Source organism: Pseudomonas sp. P105 (genome assembly GCF_032614175.1).
GTDB classification, from domain to species: Bacteria; Pseudomonadota; Gammaproteobacteria; order Pseudomonadales; family Pseudomonadaceae; genus Aquipseudomonas; species Aquipseudomonas rhizophila.
Window position 1 is genome coordinate 1161025 of the sequence record NZ_CP126693.1, and the last position, 24631, is coordinate 1185655.

The following is a 24631-nucleotide window of genomic DNA, read 5'->3' on the forward strand; positions in this document are numbered from 1 at the left end:
TTCACGACGAACGGCGAGCATAACCGAAGATGCTACTGGGTGTGTCAGCGGGGCATGTGTTGGATCTCATGGCCTTATCGCGAGCAGGCTCGCTCCCACAAGGGTTGGTGTGGATCACACATGTTGTGAACAACACAAAGCCACTGTGGGAGCGAGCCTGCTCGCGATGAGGCCCGCACAAGCGCTACAGGACTATCAGAACAACACCTTGGCCACATCGGCAAACCGCTTGGCGAAGTGCACGGTGACGCCTTCCTTGAGGTAGTCCGGCAGTTCTTCGAAGTTGCCCCGGTTGGCTTCCGGCAGGATCAGCTCATTGATTTTCTGCCGGCGCGCCGCGATCACTTTCTCGCGCACCCCACCAATCGGCAGCACGTGCCCGGTGAGGGTCAGTTCGCCGGTCATGGCCACGCCTTTTTTCGGCGCCTGGTTGCGAGCCAGGGACAGCAAGGCGCTGGCCATGGTCACCCCGGCACTCGGACCGTCCTTGGGGGTGGCGCCTTCCGGTACGTGCAAGTGAACGAAGGCTTCGTCGAAGAACTTCGGATCGCCGCCAAATTGCTTCAAGTGCGAGCTGACGTAGCTGTGGGCGATTTCCGCTGACTCTTTCATCACCTCCCCCAGTTGCCCGGTGAGCTTGAAGCCGCGATTGAGCGTATGGATGCGCGTCGCTTCGATCGGCAGCGTCGCGCCGCCCATGCTGGTCCAGGCCAGGCCGGTAATCACACCGATGCCGGACAGCACTTGCTCGTTGCGGAACACCGGCTTGCCCAGCGATGCCTCAAGGTCCTTGGGCCCGAGCTTGATCACGGCTTTCGGGTCATCGATCAGTTTCATCACCGCCTTGCGCACCAGCTTGCCCAGCTGTTTCTCCAGCTGCCGCACCCCGGCTTCACGGGCATAACCGTCGATCAGGGCCTTGAGGGCGCTGTCGGTGATATTCAGGCTGCCTTTGGACACGCCGGCCTTGGCCAGTTGTTTGGGCCACAAATGGCGCTTGGCGATGGCGACCTTCTCTTCGGTGATATAGCCGGACAGGCGAATCACTTCCATCCGGTCCAGCAGCGGGCCAGGGATCGAGTCCAGGGTGTTGGCGGTGCACACGAAGAGCACTTTCGACAGGTCCAGGCGCAGGTCCAGGTAGTGATCGAGGAATTCGACGTTCTGCTCCGGGTCGAGGGTTTCCAGCAAGGCCGAGGCCGGATCGCCCTGGTAGCTCTGACCCATCTTGTCGATCTCGTCGAGCATGATCACCGGGTTCATCACTTCGACATCTTTAAGCGCCTGCACCAGCTTGCCCGGTTGAGCACCGATGTAGGTGCGCCGATGGCCCTTGATTTCGGCTTCATCGCGCATGCCGCCGACGCTGAAACGGTAGAACGGCCGACCCAGGGTTTCGGCGATGGACTTGCCAACACTGGTCTTGCCCACCCCCGGCGGCCCCACCAGCAGCACGATGGAGCCGCTGATTTCGCCTTTATAGGCACCCACGGCGAGAAACTCGAGGATGCGGTCCTTGATGTCCCCCAGCCCGGCATGGTGCTGGTCGAGCACCTTGCGCGCGTGCTTGAGGTCGAGCTTGTCCTGGCCATACACGCCCCACGGCACCGACGTCGCCCAATCGAGGTAATTGCGGGTGACCGCGTATTCCGGCGAGCCGGTTTCCAGGATCGAGAGCTTGTTCATTTCCTCTTCGATGCGCTTTTGCGCCTGGGCCGGCAAGTCCTTGCCCTCCAGCCGTTGCTCGAATTGTTCGATATCGGCGCTGCGATCGTCCTTGGTCAGCCCCAGCTCCTGCTGGATGACCTTCAACTGCTCCTTGAGGAAGAATTCGCGCTGATGCTCGCCAATCTTGTTGTTGACCTCGGCAGAAATCTCCTTCTGCAGCCGCGCGACTTCAACTTCCTTGCGCAGCATCGGCAGCACTTTTTCCATGCGCTTGAGCATGGGGACGCAATCGAGCACTTCCTGCAACTCACTGCCGGTGGCCGAGGTGAGCGCGGCGGCAAAGTCAGTCAGGGGCGACGGGTCGTTGGGGCTGAAGCGGTTGAGATAGTTCTTCAGCTCTTCGCTGTACAGTGGATTGAGTGGAAGCAGTTCCTTGATCGCATTGATCAACGCCATGCCATAAGCCTTGACCTCGTCGGTCGGCTCGCTTGGCTGATGCGGGTATTCGACTTCCACCAGGTACGGTGGGCGATGGTGCTTGAGCCAGGTGCGGATGCGCACGCGGGTCAGGCCCTGGGCAACGAACTGCAGTTTGCCGCCTTCGCGACTGGCGTGGTGCACCTTGACCAGCGTGCCATACAGCGGCAGCGCTGAGGTGTCGAAGTGGCGCGGATCTTCCTGGGGCGTGTCCATGAAAAACAGCGCCAGGGAATGGTGTTCGGATTTGGCGACCAATTCCAGGGTTTCAGCCCAAGGTTCCTCATTGACAATGACTGGCAGCACTTGGGCCGGGAAGAACGGGCGATTGTGGATTGGAATGATGTAGACCTTGTCCGGCAGGTTTTGGCCGGGCAGGGCCAGGCCGGTGCCGGAGGAGGTGTGTTCGATGTGTTCGGAGTCGGCGTAATCGTTCGTGGCTTCAGTAGAGTGCTGGTCGCTCATGGGGCACCTGCGCAATGGAGTATGGGTCTTAGATGGGGCAGGTGAGGGGTGGTTTCAATGGTGGGCGATTGTTAGCTGTTATTTCATTGCAAGGCATTCAGCCTTGTGACAGGTTCGGTGCGGGCCTGTCGCCGGGCCCGCACCGAGGGTTCAGGCGACCCTGTTCAAATCGTTATGGCGCGTCTCTTTCAGGCACAGTACCGCGATCACGCTGAGCACCGCGGCCCCCGAGACATAACCACCGACGTAGCTCAAACCGCCCATTGCCACCAGTTTCTGGGCAAAGAACGGGGCGGCCGAAGCGCCGACGATGCCGCCCAGGTTGTAGGCGGCCGAGGCGCCGGTATAGCGCACATGGGTGGGAAACAGTTCTGGTAGCAAGGCGCCCATGGGGGCGAAGGTCACGCCCATCAGAAACAGCTCGATGCACAGGAACAGCGCCACGCCCAAGGTTGTGCCCTGGGTCAGCAGCGGTTCCATGAGGAAACCCGAGGCAATCGCCAGCACTCCCCCGATGAGCAGGATCGGTTTGCGCCCGTAGCGGTCGCTGGCCCAGGCCGACAGCGGCGTCGCGGCGGCCATGAACAGCACCGCAAAGCACAGCAGGCCGAGGAAGGTTTCGCGGCTGTAGCCGAGGGTGGACACACCGTAGCTCAGGGAAAACACGGTCGAGATGTAGAACAGCGCATAACACACCACCATCGCCGCGGCACCCAGCAACGTCGGCGCCCAGTACTGGCTGAACAGCTCGATCAGCGGAACTTTCACCCGTTCCTGGCGGGCCATGGCATCGGCGAAGACGGGTGTTTCATGAAGCTTGAGGCGCACATAGAGGCCGACGATCACCAGCACCGCACTGAGCAGGAACGGGATGCGCCAGCCCCAGGAACGGAACTGCTCGTCGTCCAGGGTCATGGCCAGGGTCAGGAACAATCCATTGGCCGCCAGAAAGCCGATCGAGGGCCCCAGTTGGGGAAACATACCGAACCAAGCGCGTTTGCCCTTGGGCGCGTTCTCGGTGGCGAGCAACGCTGCGCCACCCCATTCACCGCCCAGGCCCAACCCCTGGCCAAAACGCAGCACGCACAACAGGATCGGCGCCCAGGCGCCAATGCTGGCGTAACCGGGCAGTACGCCGATCAGCGTGGTACACACACCCATCAGCAGCAGGGACGCCACCAGCGTGGACTTGCGCCCGATCCGGTCGCCGAAGTGGCCGAACAGCGCCGAACCCAGCGGGCGAGCGAGGAATGCGATGCCGAACGTCAGGAAGGACGAGAGCATTTGTGCCGTGCCTGAGGTTTGCGGGAAGAACACCGGCCCGATCACCAGGGCCGCAGCCGTGGCGTAGACGTAGAAGTCATAGAACTCGATGGCCGTGCCGATGAAGCTTGCGGTCGCCACGCGGGTGGCGGAGTTCGTCGGCGGGGCAGACACAGCTTCGTTGCAAGTGGTCGTTGTCATGCGGTTATCCCTGACAGTCATGTGCTCCGTTGGAGCTAATTATTATGGTCGAACTCCCTCGGCTCGCTGGCGCGCGCTGGATAAGCGGGTTGAGTATAGGAAGGGGGCTAACGATTCAACAAGAGAGCCCGTACACAATAGTGGCGCTTGCGCACAACCCTGTGGCGAGGGCTTAGGACGCCAGCGGCACCGAACTGTTGTGCCACACCAGCACCTGGCTGACGCGGTTATCCACGGTTTCGATGATTTCCAGCCGATAGCGGCCGATCTTCAGGCAGACCGGGCTTTCGGGAATGGTCTCCAGTGCTTCGGTCACCAGGCCGTTGAGGGTCTTGGGGCCTTCGCAAGGCAGGTGCCAGCCCAGGGTCCTGTTCAGTTCGCGGATCGAGGCGGCGCCATCGATCATGAGGCGTCCATCAGGCTGGGGATGGACGTGGGGGTTGTCGAGGCTGTGCTCGCTTTCGAACTCCCCGACGATTTCTTCAAGGATGTCTTCCAGGGTGACAATGCCCAGCACTTCGCCATATTCGTCCACCACCATGCCCAGGCGCCGTTGCTGCTTGTGGAAGTTCAGCAATTGCAGCTGCAGTGGCGTGCTTTCGGGAACGAAGTAGGGTTCGTGGCAGGCAGCCAGCAGTGCTTCCTGGGTCAGGCTCGCATCCTTGAGCAGGTGGCGGATCTGGCGGGTGTTGAGCACCGCTTCGACCTGGTTGATGTCGCTGTGAAACACCGGCAGGCGAGTACGGCGGTTCAGGCGCAACTGTTCAATGATGTCGCCGATGGGGTCGTCGAGGTTAATGCCATCGACCTCACTGCGGGGCACGAGAATATCGTTGACGGTAATGTTGTCCAGGGCATGGATGCCGGAAACCGGATGCGGTCGACCGCTGTTGTGTTCGGGTTCGTGATCGTTGCGCGCGGGTGTGGGCATTTCATCGTCGTTTTGCTGTACCACGCTTGCCTGGCGGGCAAACGGACGCACCAGCAATTGACTGATGCCATTCAACAGCCAGGCAAATGGATAAAGAATCTTCAACGGCACGCCAAGCAAGGCGTTGCCCAACGCCAGCACCGCATCGGGGTGGCGGGTGGCCAGGGTGCGCGGCAGGTAATCGGCAAAGACCAGCAGAGCCGCGCTGGTACCGAGCCAGGCTACCAAGGGGCCGTGTTGCAGCCAGGTAAAAATTGCCAGCAGTGTTCCGATCACCACCGCGAGGGCGCGGCAGAGGGTATTGCACAGAATCAGACTGTCCCGGGGGAAACTCAGCTTGGCCAGCGGTTTGTCACCGGCGCGTGAAGCCTTGCGTTGGGCCAGCAAGTGCTGCTGGGCGGCTTCGATGGCCGTGAACAGGGCGGACCAGAGGATCAGCACGACCAGTACAGCGAACAGCGGGCCCACGGGCAACATATCCATCAGAGGCGTCCGTCAGACATGCAGAATGTATTCACGAACCAGCTTGCTGCCGAAGTACGCCAGCATCAGCAGGCAGAAACCGGCCAGGGTCCAGCGAATGGCTTTATGGCCGCGCCAGCCCAGACGATTTCGGCCCCACAGCAGTACGCTGAACACCACCCACGCCAGGCACGCCAGCAGGGTTTTGTGCACCAGGTGCTGGGCGAACAGGTTTTCGACGAACAGCCAGCCAGAGATCAGCGACAGCGACAGCAGCGTCCAGCCGGCCCAGAGGAAGCCGAACAACAGGCTTTCCATGGTCTGCAAGGGCGGGAAGTTGCGGATCAGCCCGGAAGGGTGCTTGTGCTTGAGCTGGTGATCCTGCACCAGCAGCAGCAAGGCCTGGAACACCGCGATGGTGAACAGGCCGTAAGCGAGGATCGAAAGCAGGATGTGGGCCAGGATGCCCGGTTCTTCATCGATGATCTGTACCGTGCCCGACGGCGCGAATTGCGCCAGCAGCACCGTGGCCAGGCCCAGCGGGAAAAGCAGCACCAGCAGGTTTTCCACCGGGATGCGTGAACAGGCCAGCAGCGTCAGGGCGATCACGGCCACGGCAATGAGGCTGGCGGCGTTGAAGAAGTCCAGGCCCAGGCCAATGGGCGTCATCAGGTGGGTATAAAGGCTGGCCGCGTGGCCGAGCACCGCCAGCACGCCAAGCATGACCAGCAGGCGTTTGTTCGCCTTGGCGCCGGTGGCCAGGCGGGAGCCTTGATAGAAGGTCGCAGCGGCGTAAAGACAAGCGGCGGCGAGGGAGGCAAGCAAACTGGGTGACAAGGGGAGCATAAATCCTGTTAGGCAGGCCCGAAAGGCGCTGAGTTTGGCATAGAATCCCCATCGCACGAAAGACCAGCGCAACTGACGGCGAGGTGTGCGCCGGGCGCAGTCTTCGCTATAATCCGCGACCTGCCCACGCCGCAGGCTCGCCGAGCACATTTTTTACGGTCTGGGCCGCCATTATCCCGGTCTTATCTGGGCCTGAAAGGATCGCGCATGTTTGAAAACCTAACCGACCGTCTCTCGCAGACGCTGCGCCATGTTACCGGCAAGGCGAAGCTGACCGAGGACAACATCAAAGACACCCTGCGCGAAGTGCGCATGGCGTTGCTCGAAGCCGACGTCGCCCTGCCGGTGGTCAAGGACTTCGTCAATTCGGTCAAGGAACGCGCCGTCGGCGCCGAGGTGTCGCGCAGCCTGACGCCGGGCCAGGCGTTCGTGAAGATCGTCCAGGCCGAACTCGAAAGCCTGATGGGCGCTGCCAACGAAGACCTGAACCTGAGCGCCGTGCCGCCAGCGGTGGTGCTGATGGCCGGCCTGCAGGGCGCGGGCAAGACCACCACGGCCGGCAAGCTGGCGCGCTTCCTTAAAGAGCGCAAGAAGAAGTCGGTGATGGTGGTGTCCGCGGACATCTATCGCCCGGCGGCGATCAAACAGCTCGAAACCCTGGCCAACGACATCGGCGTGACGTTCTTCCCGTCCGACCTGAGCCAGAAGCCGGTGGACATCGCCCAGGCGGCTATTAAAGAAGCAAAACTGAAATTCATCGACGTGGTCATCGTCGATACCGCCGGTCGCCTGCACATCGACGAAGAGATGATGGGCGAGATCAAGGCTTTGCATGCCGCGATCAACCCGGTGGAAACCCTGTTCGTGGTCGATGCCATGACCGGCCAGGACGCGGCCAACACCGCCAAGGCGTTCGGTGATGCGCTGCCGCTGACCGGCGTGATCCTGACCAAGGTCGACGGTGATGCCCGTGGCGGTGCCGCGCTGTCGGTCCGTGCCATCACTGGCAAGCCGATCAAGTTCATCGGTATGGGCGAGAAGAGCGAAGCGCTCGAGCCGTTCCATCCCGAGCGTATTGCCTCGCGGATCCTCGGCATGGGCGACGTGCTCAGCCTCATCGAGCAGGCCGAGCAGACCCTCGACAAGGACAAGGCCGACAAACTGGCCAAGAAGCTGAAGAAGGGCAAGGGCTTCGACCTCGAAGACTTCCGCGATCAGCTGCAACAAATGAAGAACATGGGCGGCCTCGGCGGCCTCATGGACAAACTGCCGAGCATCGGTGGCGTGAACCTGGCGCAGATGGGCAATGCCCAGGGCGCGGCTGAAAAGCAGTTCAAGCAGATGGAAGCCATCATCAACTCCATGACCCCGGCCGAGCGCCGCGACCCTGAGCTGATCAGCGGTTCGCGCAAACGCCGCATCGCCATGGGGTCCGGTACCCAGGTGCAGGACATCGGTCGCTTGATCAAGCAGCACAAGCAGATGCAGAAGATGATGAAGAAATTCTCCGCCAAGGGCGGGATGGCCAAGATGATGCGCGGCATGGGCGGTATGTTGCCCGGCGGCGGCATGCCGAAAATGTAAAGAATCTGCGCCGGCTGTCATGCCGGTGTTGCCCCGCACGGATGCGGGGATCTCCAGCAAACCCGTGCTGCACGGGAGCTGACCTGCCGTTTTTCATGACGGCTCTATGGCAAATCTTGATCGCATGGCGCCAGGCGCCGGAAAAAGACATTTGCAAAAGTCCGGATATTCCTTAGAATATGCGGCCTTTCGGGCACCTATGCCCGCTGTGCATTTAGATTTGCAGCACCGACTACAGGAACGATGTTCACATGCTAACAATCCGTCTTGCCCTTGGCGGCTCCAAAAAGCGCCCGTTTTACCACCTGACCGTAACCGACAGCCGCAACCCGCGTGACGGTTCCCACAAGGAGCAGGTTGGTTTCTTCAACCCTGTTGCCCGTGGTCAGGAAGTTCGTCTGTCCGTGAACCAAGAGCGCGTAGCCTACTGGCTGAGCGTTGGTGCACAACCTTCTGAGCGTGTTGCTCAGTTGTTGAAGGAATCGGCTAAGGCTGCGGCCTGAGCAATATGAACGCGACGCCAAAAGATGCTGATGATTTGATCGTTGTCGGCAAAATCTATTCTGTTCATGGCGTTCGCGGCGAAGTGAAGGTGTATTCCTTTACTGATCCGATCAAAAACCTGTTGGACTACAAAACCTGGACGCTCAAGCGCGAAGGTAGCGTGAAACAGGTTGAGCTGGTCAGCGGACGTGGGAACGACAAGTTCCTGGTCGCAAAGCTCAAGGATCTCGATGATCGTGAAGAAGCGCGTCTTCTGGCCGGTTTTGAGATCTGCGTGCCACGCAACCTGTTCCCTGAACTGACCGACGGCGAGTACTACTGGTACCAGCTGGTGGGTCTGAAGGTCATCGACCACCTCGGGCAATTGCTCGGGAAAATCGATCACCTGCTCGAGACCGGTTCGAACGATGTCATGGTGGTCAAGCCTTGCGTCGGCAGCCTGGATGATCGCGAACGCCTGTTGCCCTATACCGAGCAATGCGTGTTGGCCGTCGACCTTGCAGCAGGCGAGATGAAGGTGGAATGGGATGCGGATTTCTAAACGTGGCTAATTTGCGCGTTGAAGTCATCACGTTGTTTCCCGAGATGTTTTCCGCCATCAGCGAGTACGGCATAACCAGCCGCGCGGTGAAACAGGAGCTGTTGCAGCTTACCTGTTGGAATCCGCGGGACTACACCACGGATCGGCATCACACTGTGGACGATCGCCCGTTTGGCGGTGGTCCGGGCATGGTGATGAAGATCAAGCCCCTGGAAGACGCTCTGGTTCAGGCCAGAACCGCAGCCGGGGAGGGCGCGAAGGTGATTTACCTGTCGCCCCAAGGCCGTCAGCTGACTCAGTCGGCGGTACGCGAGCTGGCAAATTCGGATGCATTGATCCTGATTGCCGGCCGTTATGAAGGCATTGACGAGCGTTTTATTGAAGCTCATGTCGATGAAGAGTGGTCGATTGGCGACTATGTACTGTCTGGCGGCGAGCTGCCGGCGATGGTCCTGATCGATGCGGTTACACGACTGCTGCCTGGAGCTTTAGGGCATGCAGATTCCGCCGAGGAAGATTCCTTTACGGATGGTCTGCTGGATTGCCCGCACTACACCCGACCGGAGGTGTATGCGGATCAGCGTGTTCCCGACGTGTTGCTAAGTGGCAACCACGCGCACATCCGGCGTTGGCGTTTACAGCAGTCCCTTGGTCGGACCTATGAACGACGCGCCGATCTTCTGGAAAGCCGCTCGCTTTCTGGAGAAGAGAAGAAGCTGCTCGAGGAATATATCCGCGAGCGGGACGATAGTTCACAACGTATCGATGGTAAGTCCGACGACTTGCCTTAGGAGCACAGCATGACTAACAAAATCATTCTTGCACTCGAAGCAGAGCAGATGACCAAAGAAATCCCTACCTTTGCCCCGGGCGACACCATTGTCGTTCAGGTGAAAGTGAAGGAAGGCGACCGTTCGCGTCTGCAAGCGTTCGAAGGCGTTGTTATCGCCAAGCGTAACCGCGGCGTAAACAGTGCATTCACCGTTCGTAAAATCTCCAACGGTGTTGGCGTAGAGCGTACTTTCCAGACCTACAGCCCGCAAATCGACAGCATGGCTGTCAAGCGTCGCGGTGACGTACGTAAAGCCAAGCTGTACTACCTGCGTGACCTGTCCGGTAAAGCAGCTCGCATCAAGGAAAAACTGGCTTAAGTCCAGCTTCCGATGCAAAAAAAGCAGCCTGCGGGCTGCTTTTTTGTTGCCTGCGATTTGGTCTTTGAGCACCCTGCATCTCATCATTTCCATTTCGATGCCGCGTACGCACGCATCCCTCATGAGTTTTTATGCCAGCCATTGATCACCCGCTGATAGACCAGTTTCTCGACGCCCTATGGCTGGAGAAGGGGCTGTCCGACAACACCCGCGATGCCTATCGCAGCGACTTGGCGCTGTTCAATGGCTGGTTGCAGGAACAAGGCCTGGAGCTGGCCAATGCCGGGCGAGAGTTGATCCTCGATCACCTGGCGTGGCGCCTGGAGCAGAACTACAAGCCGCGCTCGACCGCACGGTTTCTCTCGGGTTTGCGTGGGTTTTATCGTTATTTACTGCGGGAAAAGCTGATTGCGGTGGATCCGACCTTGCGCGTGGAGATGCCGCAGCTGGGGCGACCGTTACCCAAGTCCCTGTCTGAAGCTGATGTAGAGGCGCTGCTGGCGGCGCCGGATCTCAGCGAAGCCATCGGTCAGCGCGACCGGGCCATGCTGGAGGTTTTGTACGCATGCGGCCTGCGGGTCACCGAGCTGATCAGTCTCACGCTGGAGCAGGTCAACCTGCGTCAAGGCGTGCTGCGGGTGATGGGCAAAGGCAGCAAGGAGCGTCTGGTGCCCATGGGCGAAGAGGCAATCGTCTGGGTCGAGCGCTACATGCGCGATGCGCGTCATGAACTGCTGGGCGGGCGCCCCAGCGACGTGCTGTTTCCCAGCCTGCGCGGCGAGCAGATGACCCGCCAGACCTTCTGGCACCGCATCAAGCACCAGGCCAAGGTGGCCGGGATCGGCAAGTCACTGTCCCCACACACCTTGCGCCATGCCTTCGCCACGCACCTGCTCAACCACGGCGCCGACTTGCGTGTGGTGCAGATGCTGCTGGGCCACAGCGACCTGTCCACCACTCAGATCTACACCCATGTGGCTCGGGCGCGGTTGCAGGATCTGCACGCCAAGCATCACCCCCGAGGCTGAATGAAGATCCCTGGATTGATGAGTACCCGATAGCCCATGTGGGAGTTGTGGTGAGCGCCAGATATGGGAACCCACGCCAGCACACAGAAAAAAAAGGCATCCATATGCCTTGTATCACCGGCATTCGGCCATGCGGGCCTTATGTGGTAGGCTTTGCCGGTTTGCACAGTGGGCGGTTGGAACCCGAATCTGCCGGTCGGCGTTCCCCGTCCCATTTGTCCGTCTCAGGAGCTCCCATGCGTTTGATCCAGATGTTCACCGCCGCCGCCATTGCGTTGGCCAGTACTGTTGCCATCGCCGACGACGCGGCCGACAAGGCTATCCGCAAGAGCCTGGAAAACCTTCAGATGGAGGTGCCGATCGAAACCATCACCGCCAGCCCCATGTCCGGCCTGTATGAAGTCAAGCTCCAGGGCAGCCGCGTGCTCTACGCCAGCGCCGACGGTCAGTACATCGTCCAGGGCAATCTGTTCGAGCTCAAGGATGGCAAGCCGGTCAACCTCACCGAGAAGACCGAACGCCAGGGCATTTCCAAGCTGATCAACGGCATTCCTGTTGCCGAAACCGTGGTTTACCCGGCGGTCGGCGAAACCAAGTCCCACATCACCGTTTTCACCGACACCACCTGCCCGTATTGCCACAAGCTGCACGCCGAAGTGCCGGAGCTGAACAAGCGCGGCATCGAAGTGCGCTATGTGGCGTTTCCGCGCCAGGGCCTGGGTTCACCGGGTGATGAGCAGTTGCAGGCGGTCTGGTGCTCCAAGGACAAAAAAGCGGCCATGGACAAGATGGTCGATGGCAAGGAAATCAAGGCCGCCAAGTGCGAAAACCCGGTTTCCAAGCAGTTCGCCCTCGGTCAGTCCATCGGTGTGAACGGTACGCCGGCCATCGTTTTGGCGGACGGCCAGGTGATTCCGGGCTACCAGCCGGCGCCACAAGTCGCCAAACTGGCCCTTGGTGCCAAATGATCATGGGCAGTGCGTTTATGAAGATCACGGCTCGGCGAAAACCTTCGTCGGGCCGTTAAACACAAAGTCGCGTTGCTGCGCGGCTGTATTTCACGGCCGACCTTGCGTCGGCCGTTTCATGGGGAGTCAAGAGTGAATCCGGTCAAAGTAGGCATCTGTGGGTTAGGTACCGTCGGTGGCGGCACCTTCAACGTACTTCAGCGCAACGCCGAGGAAATTGCTCGTCGTGCCGGGCGTGGAATCGAAGTGGCACAAATTGCCATGCGCACGCCAAAGCCTCAGTTCCAGACGACCGGTATTGCGATTACCAACGATGTCTTCGAAGTGGCCACGAACCCTGAGATCGACATCGTCATAGAGCTGATGGGCGGCTATACCGTTGCCCGCGAGCTGGTACTCAAGGCCATCGAGAATGGCAAGCATGTGGTCACCGCGAACAAGGCGCTTATCGCTGTTCACGGTAATGAGATTTTCGCCAAGGCGCGGGAAAAGGGCGTGATCGTTGCGTTCGAAGCCGCCGTGGCCGGTGGCATTCCGGTGATCAAGGCGATCCGCGAAGGCCTTTCGGCCAACCGCATCAACTGGGTCGCCGGGATCATCAACGGCACCGGGAACTTCATTCTCACCGAGATGCGCGAAAAGGGTCGCACCTTCGAAGACGTGCTCGCCGAGGCCCAGGCCCTGGGTTACGCAGAAGCCGATCCGACCTTTGACGTGGAAGGCATCGACGCGGCGCACAAGCTGACGATCCTGGCGTCTATCGCCTTTGGTATTCCGCTGCAATTCGACAAGGCCTACACCGAAGGCATCACCAAGCTGACCACCGCTGACGTGAACTACGCTGAAGCCTTGGGCTACCGCATCAAACACCTGGGCGTAGCCCGTAGCACGGCCAGTGGCATTGAGCTGCGCGTGCACCCGACCTTGATCCCGGCCGATCGCCTGATCGCCAACGTCAACGGCGTGATGAACGCTGTGATGGTCAACGGCGACGCCGCGGGCTCCACGCTGTTCTACGGTGCTGGCGCCGGCATGGAACCGACCGCTTCCTCGGTGGTGGCCGACCTGGTGGATGTGGTGCGTGCGATGACCTCCGACCCGGAGAACCGTGTGCCGCACCTGGCTTTCCAGCCGGACTCGCTGTCGGATCATCCGATTCTTCCGATCGAAGCATGCGAAAGTGCCTACTACCTGCGTATCCAGGCCAAGGACCACCCAGGGGTACTGGCTCAGGTGGCGAGCATCCTTTCGGAGCGCGGCATCAACATCGAGTCGATCATGCAGAAGGAAGTCGAGGAGCACGATGGCCTGGTGCCGATGATCCTGCTGACCCACCGAGTGGTCGAGCAGCGCATCAACGACGCGATCACCGCGTTGGAGGCTCTCCAGGGCGTCGTCGGGCCGGTGGTCCGTATCCGCGTCGAGCATTTGAATTGAAGCAGCTACAAGCTCCAAGCTAAAAGCTGCAAGTTAAATCAATACAGCTGCAAGCCATGAGCTGCAAGCTACAAATAAAAGCCCGGCTGCTTTTAACTTGTAGCTTGCAGCTTGACGCTCGAAGCTCAAACCAAAGGTTTGCCCCCATGCGCTATATCAGCACCCGCGGCCAGGCACCGGCCCTGAATTTCGAAGATGTCCTGTTGGCCGGCCTGGCCACGGACGGCGGCCTCTATGTGCCGGAAAACCTGCCGCGTTTCACTCAGGAAGAGATCGCCTCCTGGGCCGGCTTGCCGTATCACGAGCTGGCCTTCCGGGTCATGCGCCCGTTTGTCACCGGCAGCATCCCGGACGCCGATTTCAAGAAAATCCTGGAAGAGACCTATGGCGTCTTTTCCCACAACGCCATCGCGCCGTTGCGTCAGCTCAACGGTAACGAATGGGTGATGGAGCTGTTCCACGGCCCGACCCTGGCTTTCAAGGACTTCGCCCTGCAATTGCTCGGTCGTCTGCTGGACTACGTGCTGCAAAAGCGTGGCGAGCGTGTCGTGATTGTCGGTGCCACTTCCGGCGATACCGGTTCGGCCGCCATCGAAGGCTGCAAGCATTGCGAGAACGTCGACATTTTCATCCTGCACCCGCACAACCGTGTCTCGGAAGTGCAGCGTCGGCAGATGACGACGATTTTCGGCGATAACATCCATAACATCGCCATCGAAGGCAACTTCGATGACTGCCAGGAAATGGTCAAGGCCAGTTTTGCCGACCAGAGCTTCCTCAAAGGTACGCGGCTGGTCGCAGTGAACTCGATCAACTGGGCGCGGATCATGGCCCAGATCGTTTATTACTTCCACGCGGCCCTGCAACTGGGCGGCCCGGCCCGTTCGGTATCGTTCTCGGTGCCTACGGGTAACTTCGGCGATATCTTTGCCGGTTATCTGGCGCGCAACATGGGGCTGCCGATCAACCAGTTGATCGTCGCCACCAACCGCAACGACATCCTGCACCGCTTCATGAGCGGCAACCAGTACGTCAAGGAAACCCTGCACGCTACGCTGTCGCCGTCCATGGACATCATGGTGTCGTCGAACTTCGAGCGCTTGCTGTTCGACCTGCACGGTCGCAATGGCGCGGCAATTGCCGGCCTGATGGACAGCTTCCGGCAGGGCGGTGGTTTCAGCGTCGAGCCTGAGCGCTGGACCGAAGCGCGCAAGCTGTTTGACTCTCTGGCGGTGGATGATGCGCAAACCTGCGAGACCATTGCCGAGGTGTTCGAGCAGAGCGGGGAATTGCTCGATCCGCATACGGCCATCGGTGTGAGAGCCGCTCGTGAGTGCCGTCGCAGTCTGGACATTCCGATGGTGATCCTGGGCACTGCTCATCCGGTCAAGTTTCCGGAAGCGGTGGAGAAGGCCGGTGTAGGAAAAGCGCTCGAACTACCTGCACATCTTTCTGATTTGTTTGAGCGAGATGAGCGTTGCACCGTGTTGCCCAATGACTTGAAAGCCGTGCAGGCCTTTGTCAGTCAGCATGGCAACCGCGGCAAGCCTCTCTGAGCGCTGAAACCTGTCACATTTTGAAGCCCGTCTCCTGACGGGCTTTCTTGTTTCTGCATGCCAAACTGATCGGGTTTTCGCCCTTGGAGGGACGGGCGAGTAATCTCGAAGGATATGCAGATGTTGTTTTTTATCAGACGCAAACCAGCCCTGGGCTGGATGATGGGCCTGGTCCTGGTGTATTGGGCACTGGGGGTGGACGCCGCACAGTTGGCGACCTACGAAACGCCACCGTTCGGCCCCGGCGAACGGTTGGTGCTGGATCCGCAGGAATTGAAATGGATCGAGCAAAACCCGCAGGTCATCGTGGCCTCGATGCAGTTTCCGTTGTACCTGTTCAAGAATGAGCATGGGCAGTGGAACGGCCTGAACAACGACATTCTCCAGCGTATTGCGCGCATGACAGGCCTTGAGTTTGTACATCGGGAGTCGTTCTCCCCTGAACAATTGCTGGCGATGCTGGAAAACGCAGAGGCCGACATGACGACCACGCTGGCGATGAACGACGAACGCAGGGATTTTCTGAGCTTCAGCCACGCCTTTGGCGGTTCCGGCTGGGTATTCGTCGGGCGCGACGGGGAGTCCGTCCCCGATTCGCTGGAGCAGCTCAATGGCAAGATCCTGGCATTGCCGGCACGGCATGCATTGGAGGCGCAGATCCGGCGCGACTACCCGGCCATCGAGTTGCGCACGGTCAAGACTTACGGGGAAGCGAGGGCCCTGGTGGAGAGCCGGGAGGCCCACGCCACCATTGAAAACGAAACCGGGGTGCACCTTTATCCGGCGGGACAATTGCGCGTAGGAAGAAGTCTGGAGGGCAAGTGGGAACCGGACTATCTGGCCGTGCGTCAGGATCTGCTCCCATTGCTGAGTATTCTGAACAAGGCGCTGGAAGCTTTTCCGGCCGAAGAAATGCGGGCGCTGCGTTCCAAATGGATGGCCGGTATCGCCCCTGGCCAGGCGCCATCGGTCTGGTTGCGGATTTCCCGTTGGGGTTATTGGTGTGTGACGGTGGTCGTGTTGTTCGCTCTGCTGTCCCTGCTCTGGAACCGCCGCCTGCAGACACAAATCGACCAGCGCCTCAAGGCCGAGGCTGTCCTCAATGATCAGTTGATGCTCCAGAGGGCCTTGATGGATGCCATCCCCGATCCGATCTTCATTCGTGACCTGGAAGGGCGCCTGATCATGTGCAACAAGAGTTACGAAGAGCAGTTCGCGACGCGCTTTGAAAAGTTGCGGGGGACCCGGCTGACGGATTCCGCGGTGTTCCCGCCGGCGACTGCCGAGCTGCTGCATGGAGAGGTCATGGAGCAACTGCGAACCGGCCAGTCCCGGTTCGTCGATCGTCAACTGATGTTCAGGAGTGGATTACGCAAAATCTATCATTGGTCGGTGCCTTTTTATGGGGCCGATGGGCAGTTGCGCGGTTTGCTGGGAGGCTGGATCGATGTCGGGCGCCGGTGGAACCGCGCTGAGCCATTGCTGGCTTGATGCAGGCTGCTCGTGAGGAAATGTCTTCAAGCGGTAGCTGTTGTTTGCCTGTCATATTGGACGCGCATGCTCGGTTGAACGACGTCGAGGTGTACCGGCTCGGTATGCGAACGAACTTTCTGCTGCGGCCCACGGTCATTTACTGTGAATACGCAGTTGTTTTCGGACTATTGAAGGGTGAGCGAATGGAAAGTATCAGCCTATTGCTGGGTGAGGCTTTGAGCCCGTATCAGGTGACGCTGACTCCCTCTGGCGCCAGGGGCGAGTGTCTGGTAACGCTGAAGAATGCCTCCGGGGCCATCATGGTCGAACGCATGTTCAACCAAGCGCAATTAACCGACAGACGCCAACTGACGGACGTGGTCGATGGCCTGCACCGCGACGTGCTGATTGCCGAGGGCCGGCTTGAGCCCTGTGTGATCGCGGCGCTGCGTAATCTGGCACGTGACAAGGTGATGGCTCTCCCGAATTGAACACTATTTCGTGGGAACCTTCCTACGTCCTGATGAGTCAGACCCTTTACCAGCAAGATCAAGCATTGTGCTCCGGTGCTTGTCGCTTGTTGTACGGACCTGAATGGTCACGTTTAACCCCGAGTTGTCTCCCCACTTCTCGGGGTTTCTTTTTGCCCGGCGTTTAAGGTTTTAGCGTGCTCTGGCGCTGAGCGATGCCGAACCCTTGTGGGAGCGAGCCTGCTCGCGATTGCGGTGTGTCAGTCAATATCAAGTCGACTGAACCGACGCTATCGCGAGCAGGCTCGCTCCCACAGTTGATCTTCAGTGGCCACAGACTTTCGTTCACCGCATCAAATGGCGCCGTCGATGCGCAGTTGGGCGATCTGCTGTGCATCGTAGCCAAGCTCGCCTAGCACTTGGGCATTGTGCTCACCCAGCGTCGGTCCCACCCATTCAGAGCTGCCCGGGGTGTCGGAGAGTTTCGGGACGATGCCCGGCATCTTGAACGCCTTGCCGTCCGGCAGCTTGGCCTGGAGAAACATTTCCCGGGCCAGGAACTGCGGATCGCTGAACATATCTTCGGCGCTGAAAATCCGGCTGGCCGGCACCCCCGCCTGGTTCAAATGCTCGATAACGGTATCGAGCGGGAGTGAATTGACCCAGCGATCAATGACCCCGTACAGCTCATCGCGGCGGCTGTCGCGCCCGTCATTGCTGGCCAGTTGCGGGTCATTGGCCAGATCCTCACGACCGATGACCTGCATGAAGCGCTTGAAGATCGCGTCGCCGTTGGCGCCAATCTGCACGTGCTTGCCATCAGCACTGGTGTGGATCGACGACGGGGTGATGCCGGGCATGATGTTGCCGGTGCGCTCACGGATGAAACCGAACACATCGAACTCCGGCACCATGCTTTCCATCATGGCGAAAATCGCCTCGTACAGCGCCACATCCACCACTTGCCCGGTTCCGCCGTTGACCTCGCGATGACGCAGCGCCATCAGTGCGCCAATCACGCCCCAGAGGGCGGCAATCGAATCGCCGATGGATATGCCGGTGCGCACCGGTGGCCGGTCTTCGAACCCGGTGATGTAACGCAGGCCGCCCATGGACTCGCCCACTGCGCCAAACCCGGGCTGATCTTTCATCGGACCGGTCTGACCGAAGCCCGAGAGCCGCACCATGACCAGTTTCGGGTTCAGCGCATGTAGGACTTCCCAACCCAGGCCGAGCTTTTCCAACACGCCGGGGCGAAAATTCTCGATCAGGATGTCGGCTTCGCCGATCAGCTTTTTCAGAATCGCCAGACCTTCGGGGTGCTTGAGGTTCAGGGTCAGGGATTTCTTGTTCCGCGCCTGGACGAACCACCACAAGGACGTGCCTTCATACAGCTTGCGCCATTTACGTAACGGGTCGCCGCCATCGGGCGATTCGACCTTGATCACTTCGGCACCGAATTCACCGCAGATCCGCGAGGCAAAAGGTCCGGCGATCAAGGTGCCGAGTTCGATGACTTTGACGCCCGCAAGGGGTTTGGCAGTAAGCGACATGACGGATCCTGTAGAACAAAGGCAGAACGAAAGAGCGTTTTATCATAGGCCGGCGTCAGTCGCCGCAGGTTGATGGTCGGCAATTCGTGGAATGCCCGCCTCATCGGTTAGACTTGCCGCCTTTCCTCGTATCAAGAAGCCCGTTCATGGCCCAGCCGTCCACGACCTATAAGTTTGAACTGAACCTCACCGACCTCGACCGCAGTGTGTACGAGAACGTGAAGCAGACCATCGCCCGTCATCCTTCGGAAACCGAAGAACGCATGACCGTGCGCCTGTTGGCCTACGCTTTCTGGTACAACGAGCTGCTGGCATTTGGCCGAGGTCTGTCGGATGTCGATGAACCTGCGCTGTGGGAAAAAAGCCTGGATGACCGTGTGCTGCACTGGATCGAAGTGGGCCAGCCCGACGCCGACCGCCTGACCTGGTGCTCACGCCGCACTGAACGCACCAGCCTGCTGGCCTACGGCAGCCTGCGAGTCTGGGAAGGCAAGGTGATCCCGGCGGTAAAGAACCTCAAGAACGTCAACATCGCCGCCGTGCCCCAGGAAGTGCTGGAGACGCTCGCTAAGGACATGCCCCGCGTGATCAAGTGGGATGTGATGATCAGCGAGGGGACGATTTTCGTGACCGATGATCGCGGCCAGCATGAAGTCCAGTTGCAATGGTTGCTGGGTGAGCGAGGCTGAGCCATTGACCCGGTATTGAGTGAGCCATTGTGGGAGCGGGCTTGCTCGCGAAGGCGGCAGATCAGTTTGCATTGATGTTGAATGTGCCGCCGCTTTCGCGAGCAAGCCCACTCCCACCCAAGCTTTCCTTGCCACAACCTTCACGATTTCCAGAGAAAACTTTGTCACCCCATGCGCATAGAACCCCGCCAGCTACCCGACACCCTGCCATTCCTCGGTGACTTGCCACCCCTGTTGACGCGCCTGTATGCGGCCCGTGGCGTGCAGTCCGAGGCTGAACTGGACAAGAGCCTGGCGCGCTTGATTCCTTATCAGCAACTCAAGGGTATCGACGCGGCCGTGGATCTGTTGGTGGTGGCGCTGGAGCAGCGCCAGCGCATCCTGATCGTCGGCGACTTCGATGCCGACGGGGCGACAGCCAGCACGGTGGGCATGTTGGGCCTGCGTTTGCTCGGTGCGGCCCATGTCGATTATCTGGTACCCAATCGCTTCGAGTATGGCTACGGACTGACCCCGGAAATTGTCGAGGTCGCCCTGACCCGTGAGCCGCAGTTGCTGATCACCGTGGACAACGGCATTTCCAGTGTCGAAGGTGTGGCAGCAGCGAAAGCGGCGGGGCTCAAGGTGCTGGTTACCGACCACCATTTGCCGGGCCTCGAACTGCCGGCGGCGGATGCCATCGTCAACCCGAACCAGCCGGGCTGTGAGTTCCCGAGCAAGGCATTGGCCGGTGTCGGTGTGATCTTTTATGTGCTGATGGCCTTGCGGGCGCGTCTGCGCAGCCTGGGCCGGTATGCCAGCAGCCCCCAGCCAAACATCGGCGAACTGCTGGATCTGGTGGCACTGGGCAGCGTGGCGGATGTGGTGCCTCTGGACGCCAACAACCGGATCCTGGTGCATCAGGGCCTGGAACGCATTCGTGCAGGGCGCGCCCGACCCGGCATCAAGGCGATCCTGGAAGTGGCCAGGCGCGATCATTCTCGTATCACTTCCACGGACCTCGGATTTATCCTCGGCCCGCGCCTGAACGCAGCCGGGCGTCTGGACGACATGAGCCTGGGCATCGAATGCCTGCTCACTGACGATCCGGCCTTGGCGCGGGAGATGGCGGCGCAACTGGACGGCATGAACCAGGATCGCAAATCCATCGAACAGGGCATGCAGCGTGAAGCGCTGGCCCAGCTCAAGGACTTGCCGGTGGAGTCCATGCCGTTCGGTCTATGTCTGTTCGATCCTCAGTGGCACCAGGGCGTTATCGGGATCCTCGCCTCGCGGATGAAGGAGCGGTATTTCCGCCCGACCATTGCTTTTGCCGATGCCGGAGACGGCCTGCTCAAGGGCTCGGGGCGCTCGGTGCCGGGTTTTCATATTCGTGATGCCCTGAGTGTGGTGGCGGCGCAACATCCAACGCTGATCAGCAAGTATGGCGGCCACGCCATGGCGGCGGGCCTGACGTTGGCGCAAGAGAATTTTCCACTGTTCGCCGAGGCGTTCGACGCTGAAGTGCGCCGCCAATTGCGCGAAGAAGACCTGACCGGACGCCTGTTGTCGGACGGCACCCTGGCGGTGGAAGAGTTTCACCTGGAGCTGGCTCGGGCGCTGCGTCACGCCGGGCCCTGGGGGCAGCATTTCCCGGAGCCGATGTTTCACGGTGTGTTCCAGTTGGTCGAGCAGCGCGTGGTGGGCGAACGGCACCTCAAGGTCGTCCTCAAGAGCGAATGCGGCTCGGTGAAACTCGACGGTATCGCCTTCGGCATCGACCGCGATATCTGGCCAAACCCCACCGTGCGCTGGGTGGAACTGGCCTACAAACTCGACCTCAACGAGTTTCGCGGCCAGGAAACGGTGCAGTTGATGATTGCCCATATCGAACCGCGGTAGACACGCCGCCATCTTGCGTTCGTACTCTGTGGCGAGGGAGCTTGCTCCCGCTGGACGCGCCAGCGTCCCCTTGCGATGTGATGGCTGCAATGCCGGGGCTGCTTCGCAGCCCAGCGGGAGCAAGCTCCCTCGCCACAGGGGTACACCATTGCGTCACACCGTCGATTTTTAAGTTCTGAACCCTCCCGCCTCCCAGGTTGTCGACTAGGCTCTAAGCACTGCTTGATAGCCCTTGTGACGTCTTGTCGGATTTCTTTGCCCGCGGGGGCGGGTGTTGCACCTTTTGTCACTCGTCGACTTTTCAAACAGAACCCTGGAGCCTGCCCACTGATTCGAGAGGTGCCCCATGAGTCTGCTGCTGGAACCCTATACCCTTCGTCAATTGACCCTGCCCAATCGCATCGCGGTGTCGCCGATGTGCCAGTATTCGAGCGCCGATGGCCTGGCCAATGACTGGCACCTGGTACACCTCGGCAGCCGCGCCGTGGGCGGTGCCGGCCTGGTGTTCACCGAAGCCACTGCCGTCACTGCCGACGGTCGCATTACTGATCAGGACCTGGGGTTGTGGAACGATGAACAGATCGGCCCCCTGCAACGCATCACCCGCTTCATCACCGCCCAAGGGGCCGTGCCCGGCATTCAACTGGCCCACGCCGGACGCAAGGCCAGCACCTGGCGACCCTGGCTCGGCAAGCATGGCAGCGTAAAACCGGAGGAGGGCGGCTGGGTCCCGGTCGGCCCGTCGCCGATTGCCTTCGATCCGCAGCACACCCAGCCGATCCAACTGGACGAGGGGCAGATCGCCGGTGTCATCCAGGCGTTCGTGGAGGCGGCCAAACGTAGCCTGAAGGCCGGGTTCAAAGTCGTGGAAGTCCACGCAGCCCACGGCTATCTGCTGCATCAATTCCTGTCTCCCTTGAGCAATCAGCGGCGCGATCAATACGGCGGCTCGTTCGAGAATCGCATCCGGCTGGTGCTGCAAGTGACCGAAGCGGTCCGGGCGGTATGGCCTGAGGAATTGCCGGTGTTCGTGCGCGTATCGGCCACCGACTGGGTCGAGGATGGCTGGAACCCGGATGAAACCGTGGAGCTGGCGCGGCGATTCAGGGCGCTGGGGGTGGACCTGATCGATGTGTCATCGGGCGGCACCGCTGTGAATGCGGAAATTCCCACCGGTCCGGGGTATCAGACGCGCTTTGCCGAACGGGTGCGCAAGGAGTCGGAAATCGCCACCGGCACTGTCGGCATGATTACCGAACCGGCCCAGGCCGAGCACATCTTGCGGACCTGCCAGGCCGACATCATTTTCCTGGCCCGCGAACTGTTGCGTGATCCGTACTGGGCGTTGCATGCCGATGATGACCTGGGGGGCCGCAAGGCCACGTGGCCGGCGCAGTATCAGAGAGCCACGCATCGGGACCAGCCGATTCATGAGTCGGATTTGCGCGATTAAGGGTTAGCTTGAAACAAAAAGCCCCGGTCGTTTTGGCCGGGGCTTTTGTTTATTGGGCTGGATGGTACGGCGTCTGTACGTGCCTCATCGCGAGCAGGCTCGCTCCCACAGTGGATTGGTGTTGTTCACAGAATTTGTGATCCACACCCTACCCTGTGGGAGCGAGCCTGCTCGCGATGGCGTCATCCCTGACGCGCAAGGATCAAGGGTATTTACGCTTATCCGGCGCCGGCGGGAAGTACTGGTACAGCCAGGTCTCGCTCAAGGTCCGGTCATTGGTGCGCAGGAACAGGCGCATCTCCACCGGGTCCACGCGATCGTCGGTCGGGTACCAGTCGAAGGTGATGCGGTAACCCTTGATCGCATCGAGCACCAGCACGTTGAAGTCCTTCACCTCGCCGTGGGAGCAGGTCACTACCGGTTCGATACCGGTGCCAGGGGGGAGCTGATCGAGGCCGCCGCCGTTGAAGTCCACGGCAAAACGTCGGGCCCAGACGGTGGGGTAGTGCTCGCCCGGTGCCCAGCCTTCGATGAAGCCGCCCATGCCTGAACGGGTCGCGTTGACCTGGGCCAGCTCGGTGCTCACCGGTGGCAAGGCGCTCCAATAGAGCTTGTAGCCGTAGTTCAGCGATTCACCGGCAGCGACCGGCTTCTTCGGCGTCCAGAAGGCGACGATGTTGTCCAGGGTTTCACCGGTCGTAGGAATTTCCAGCAGATCGACCGAGCCTTCGCCCCAGGCCGTTGTCGGTTCGACCCACAGACTCGGGCGCTTGCTGTACCAGTCCACGGTGTCCTGGTAGCTGGCGAAGTCGTGATCGGTCTGCACCAGGCCGAAGCCTTTGGGGTTGTTGTCGGCGAAGGCGTTGAACTGCAGGGTGGCGGGGTTGTTCAGCGGGCGACAAACCCACTCGCCATTGCCGCGCCACATCGCCAGCCGGTCGGAATCGTGAATTTGCGGGTGGATGGTGTCGCACATGCGCCGCTCAACGGTGCCGCAGCTGAACATGCTGGTCATCGGCGCGATGCCCAATTGCTCGATGGCGGTACGGGCATTGATGTGCGCATCGATTTCCATCACGACGCGGGTGGGCTGACAATCGATGTCAAAACGATAGGCGCCGGTGGCGCTGGGCGAGTCGAGCAGGGCGTAGACCACGAAACGGGTACTGTTCTTGTCCGGGATTTCGAACCAGAACTTGGTGAAGTCCGGGAATTCCTCACGCTTCTTGGCGTAAGTGTCGATGGCCAGGCCCCGGGCCGACAATCCGTACTGGCCGGTGTTGTCCACGGCGCGGAAATAACTGGCCCCCAGAAACGAAACGATATCGTGCCGGTCCAGCTCCGGCGCCTTGAACACCCTGAACCCTGAGAAGCCCAGGTCACCGGTCAACTGCGAAGTGTTGACCGTGGTTTTCTCATAGTTGAACAACTCCGGGCGGAAGTGCACTTCACGGGCCATGCGGGTCTTGGCATCGACACTGTACATGCGCACCGGTTGCTTGAAGCCCATGCCGACGTGGAAAAACTGCACATCCAGCTGACCGTCCAGCTCATTCCACAGCGAGTGGTTGGCGTCGTAGCGGATGGCGTTGAATTGCAACGGGGACATCATCGCCAGTGTCGGCGGCAAAACTTGCTTGGTGTCGACGTAACGGCTCTTGGCCAGTTCCCGGGCCTGTTCTTTCAACCCATTGAAATCGAAAGGACGGGCCTCGCCGTCGGCGGTCCGGTCAGCAGCCCAGGCGCGTGCAGCCATAAGCCCTGAGGCCGAAAGCCCGGTGTAGGCAGCGAAAGCCATGGACGCCTTGAGCAGATTCCTGCGGTGCATAAATACAACCTTTCTGGAAACAATCCCGAGCCTTTCCTGGCAACAGAGACTGGTAAAGAAGTTCGGACATGCCTTTGGCCAAACGCGACGGACGTTAGAACAGATGCCTGAGAGCTGGATCGGTTCACCGAGGCGCAAAATCATAGGGGATACGTGGCACGGGAGAGAGAGGAAAGCGTGGTTTAGTTAAATTTCCTTACAG

General features: G+C 60.2%; 20 protein-coding genes. 14 read left to right on the forward strand and 6 right to left on the reverse strand.

From position 1 onward, the window contains the following. Positions 1-195 precede the first annotated feature (195 nt). From lon to QOM08_RS05170, 4 genes are all read right to left on the reverse strand, one after another. Positions 196-2610: an endopeptidase La gene (gene lon / locus QOM08_RS05155; protein ID WP_047227497.1), complete on the reverse strand. Its 2415-nt coding sequence runs from the start codon at positions 2608-2610 to the stop codon at positions 196-198. A 150-nt stretch (positions 2611-2760) separates the two neighbouring features. After that, on the reverse strand, positions 2761-4074 hold the full coding sequence (locus QOM08_RS05160; RefSeq protein WP_316912656.1) for an MFS transporter: 1314 nt from the start codon (positions 4072-4074) through the stop codon (positions 2761-2763). A 172-nt stretch (positions 4075-4246) separates the two neighbouring features. Beyond that, complete coding sequence (locus QOM08_RS05165) at positions 4247-5488, reverse strand: HlyC/CorC family transporter (protein WP_316912657.1); 1242 nt, start codon at positions 5486-5488, stop codon at positions 4247-4249. 12 nt (positions 5489-5500) lie between these two features. Then, positions 5501-6313, reverse strand: a complete 813-nt coding sequence (locus tag QOM08_RS05170; RefSeq protein ID WP_214915688.1) for an inner membrane protein YpjD — start codon at positions 6311-6313, stop codon at positions 5501-5503. Positions 6314-6520: 207 nt separating this feature from the next. Here QOM08_RS05170 and ffh point away from each other — a divergent pair, with 207 nt between their 5' ends. From ffh to QOM08_RS05225, 11 genes are all read left to right on the forward strand, one after another. Further along, the gene (ffh, locus tag QOM08_RS05175) at positions 6521-7897 is read left to right on the forward strand and encodes a signal recognition particle protein (protein WP_047227501.1); all 1377 of its coding nucleotides are present in this window, start codon (positions 6521-6523) and stop codon (positions 7895-7897) included. Positions 7898-8148: 251 nt separating this feature from the next. Beyond that, a complete protein-coding gene (rpsP, locus tag QOM08_RS05180; RefSeq protein WP_003198088.1) occupies positions 8149-8400 on the forward strand; it encodes a 30S ribosomal protein S16 in 252 nt (83 codons plus the stop codon). 5 nt (positions 8401-8405) lie between these two features. After that, the gene (gene rimM / locus QOM08_RS05185; protein WP_047227502.1) at positions 8406-8942 is read left to right on the forward strand and encodes a ribosome maturation factor RimM; all 537 of its coding nucleotides are present in this window, start codon (positions 8406-8408) and stop codon (positions 8940-8942) included. Next, complete coding sequence (gene trmD, locus QOM08_RS05190; protein WP_171061421.1) at positions 8924-9733, forward strand: tRNA (guanosine(37)-N1)-methyltransferase TrmD; 810 nt, start codon at positions 8924-8926, stop codon at positions 9731-9733. The genes rimM and trmD overlap by 19 nt, the downstream gene beginning before the upstream one ends. Positions 9734-9742: 9 nt before the next feature. Continuing rightward, positions 9743-10093, forward strand: coding sequence for a 50S ribosomal protein L19 (gene rplS, locus QOM08_RS05195; RefSeq protein WP_003175895.1), 351 nt, complete (start codon positions 9743-9745; stop codon positions 10091-10093). 131 nt (positions 10094-10224) lie between these two features. Further along, on the forward strand, positions 10225-11121 hold the full coding sequence (xerD, locus tag QOM08_RS05200; RefSeq protein ID WP_047227504.1) for a site-specific tyrosine recombinase XerD: 897 nt from the start codon (positions 10225-10227) through the stop codon (positions 11119-11121). 236 nt (positions 11122-11357) lie between these two features. Then, positions 11358-12089: a bifunctional protein-disulfide isomerase/oxidoreductase DsbC gene (dsbC, locus tag QOM08_RS05205; RefSeq protein ID WP_076386216.1), complete on the forward strand. Its 732-nt coding sequence runs from the start codon at positions 11358-11360 to the stop codon at positions 12087-12089. A gap of 132 nt (positions 12090-12221) precedes the next feature. Beyond that, complete coding sequence (locus tag QOM08_RS05210) at positions 12222-13526, forward strand: homoserine dehydrogenase (RefSeq protein WP_047227506.1); 1305 nt, start codon at positions 12222-12224, stop codon at positions 13524-13526. Positions 13527-13672: 146 nt separating this feature from the next. Continuing rightward, the gene (gene thrC, locus QOM08_RS05215) at positions 13673-15082 is read left to right on the forward strand and encodes a threonine synthase (protein ID WP_047227507.1); all 1410 of its coding nucleotides are present in this window, start codon (positions 13673-13675) and stop codon (positions 15080-15082) included. 120 nt (positions 15083-15202) lie between these two features. Further along, positions 15203-16573, forward strand: coding sequence for a transporter substrate-binding domain-containing protein (locus QOM08_RS05220; protein WP_316912658.1), 1371 nt, complete (start codon positions 15203-15205; stop codon positions 16571-16573). A gap of 185 nt (positions 16574-16758) precedes the next feature. Continuing rightward, a complete protein-coding gene (locus tag QOM08_RS05225) occupies positions 16759-17046 on the forward strand; it encodes a DUF3509 domain-containing protein (protein ID WP_047227509.1) in 288 nt (95 codons plus the stop codon). 332 nt (positions 17047-17378) lie between these two features. Here QOM08_RS05225 and QOM08_RS05230 read toward each other — a convergent pair whose 3' ends face one another. Beyond that, positions 17379-18578, reverse strand: a complete 1200-nt coding sequence (locus QOM08_RS05230) for a CaiB/BaiF CoA-transferase family protein (RefSeq protein WP_316912659.1) — start codon at positions 18576-18578, stop codon at positions 17379-17381. Between the two features lie 146 nt (positions 18579-18724). On the opposite strand from QOM08_RS05230, the gene QOM08_RS05235 reads away from it, so the two are divergent. The 3 genes from QOM08_RS05235 to QOM08_RS05245 all read left to right on the forward strand — a co-directional run bounded on the left by QOM08_RS05235 (position 18725) and on the right by QOM08_RS05245 (position 22601). Then, positions 18725-19267 carry a YaeQ family protein gene (locus tag QOM08_RS05235; RefSeq protein WP_047227511.1) on the forward strand — a complete coding sequence of 181 codons (543 nt, stop codon included), beginning with the start codon at positions 18725-18727 and terminating at the stop codon, positions 19265-19267. Positions 19268-19438: 171 nt separating this feature from the next. Then, on the forward strand, positions 19439-21148 hold the full coding sequence (recJ, locus tag QOM08_RS05240) for a single-stranded-DNA-specific exonuclease RecJ (RefSeq protein WP_047227512.1): 1710 nt from the start codon (positions 19439-19441) through the stop codon (positions 21146-21148). A gap of 346 nt (positions 21149-21494) precedes the next feature. Beyond that, entirely contained in the window at positions 21495-22601 is a 1107-nt protein-coding gene (locus QOM08_RS05245; RefSeq protein ID WP_316912660.1) for an NADH:flavin oxidoreductase/NADH oxidase, read from the forward strand. A gap of 202 nt (positions 22602-22803) precedes the next feature. Here the strand turns inward: QOM08_RS05245 and QOM08_RS05250 are convergent, their stop codons facing one another. Next, entirely contained in the window at positions 22804-24429 is a 1626-nt protein-coding gene (locus QOM08_RS05250; RefSeq protein WP_139051083.1) for a glucan biosynthesis protein D, read from the reverse strand. Positions 24430-24631 lie beyond the last annotated feature (202 nt).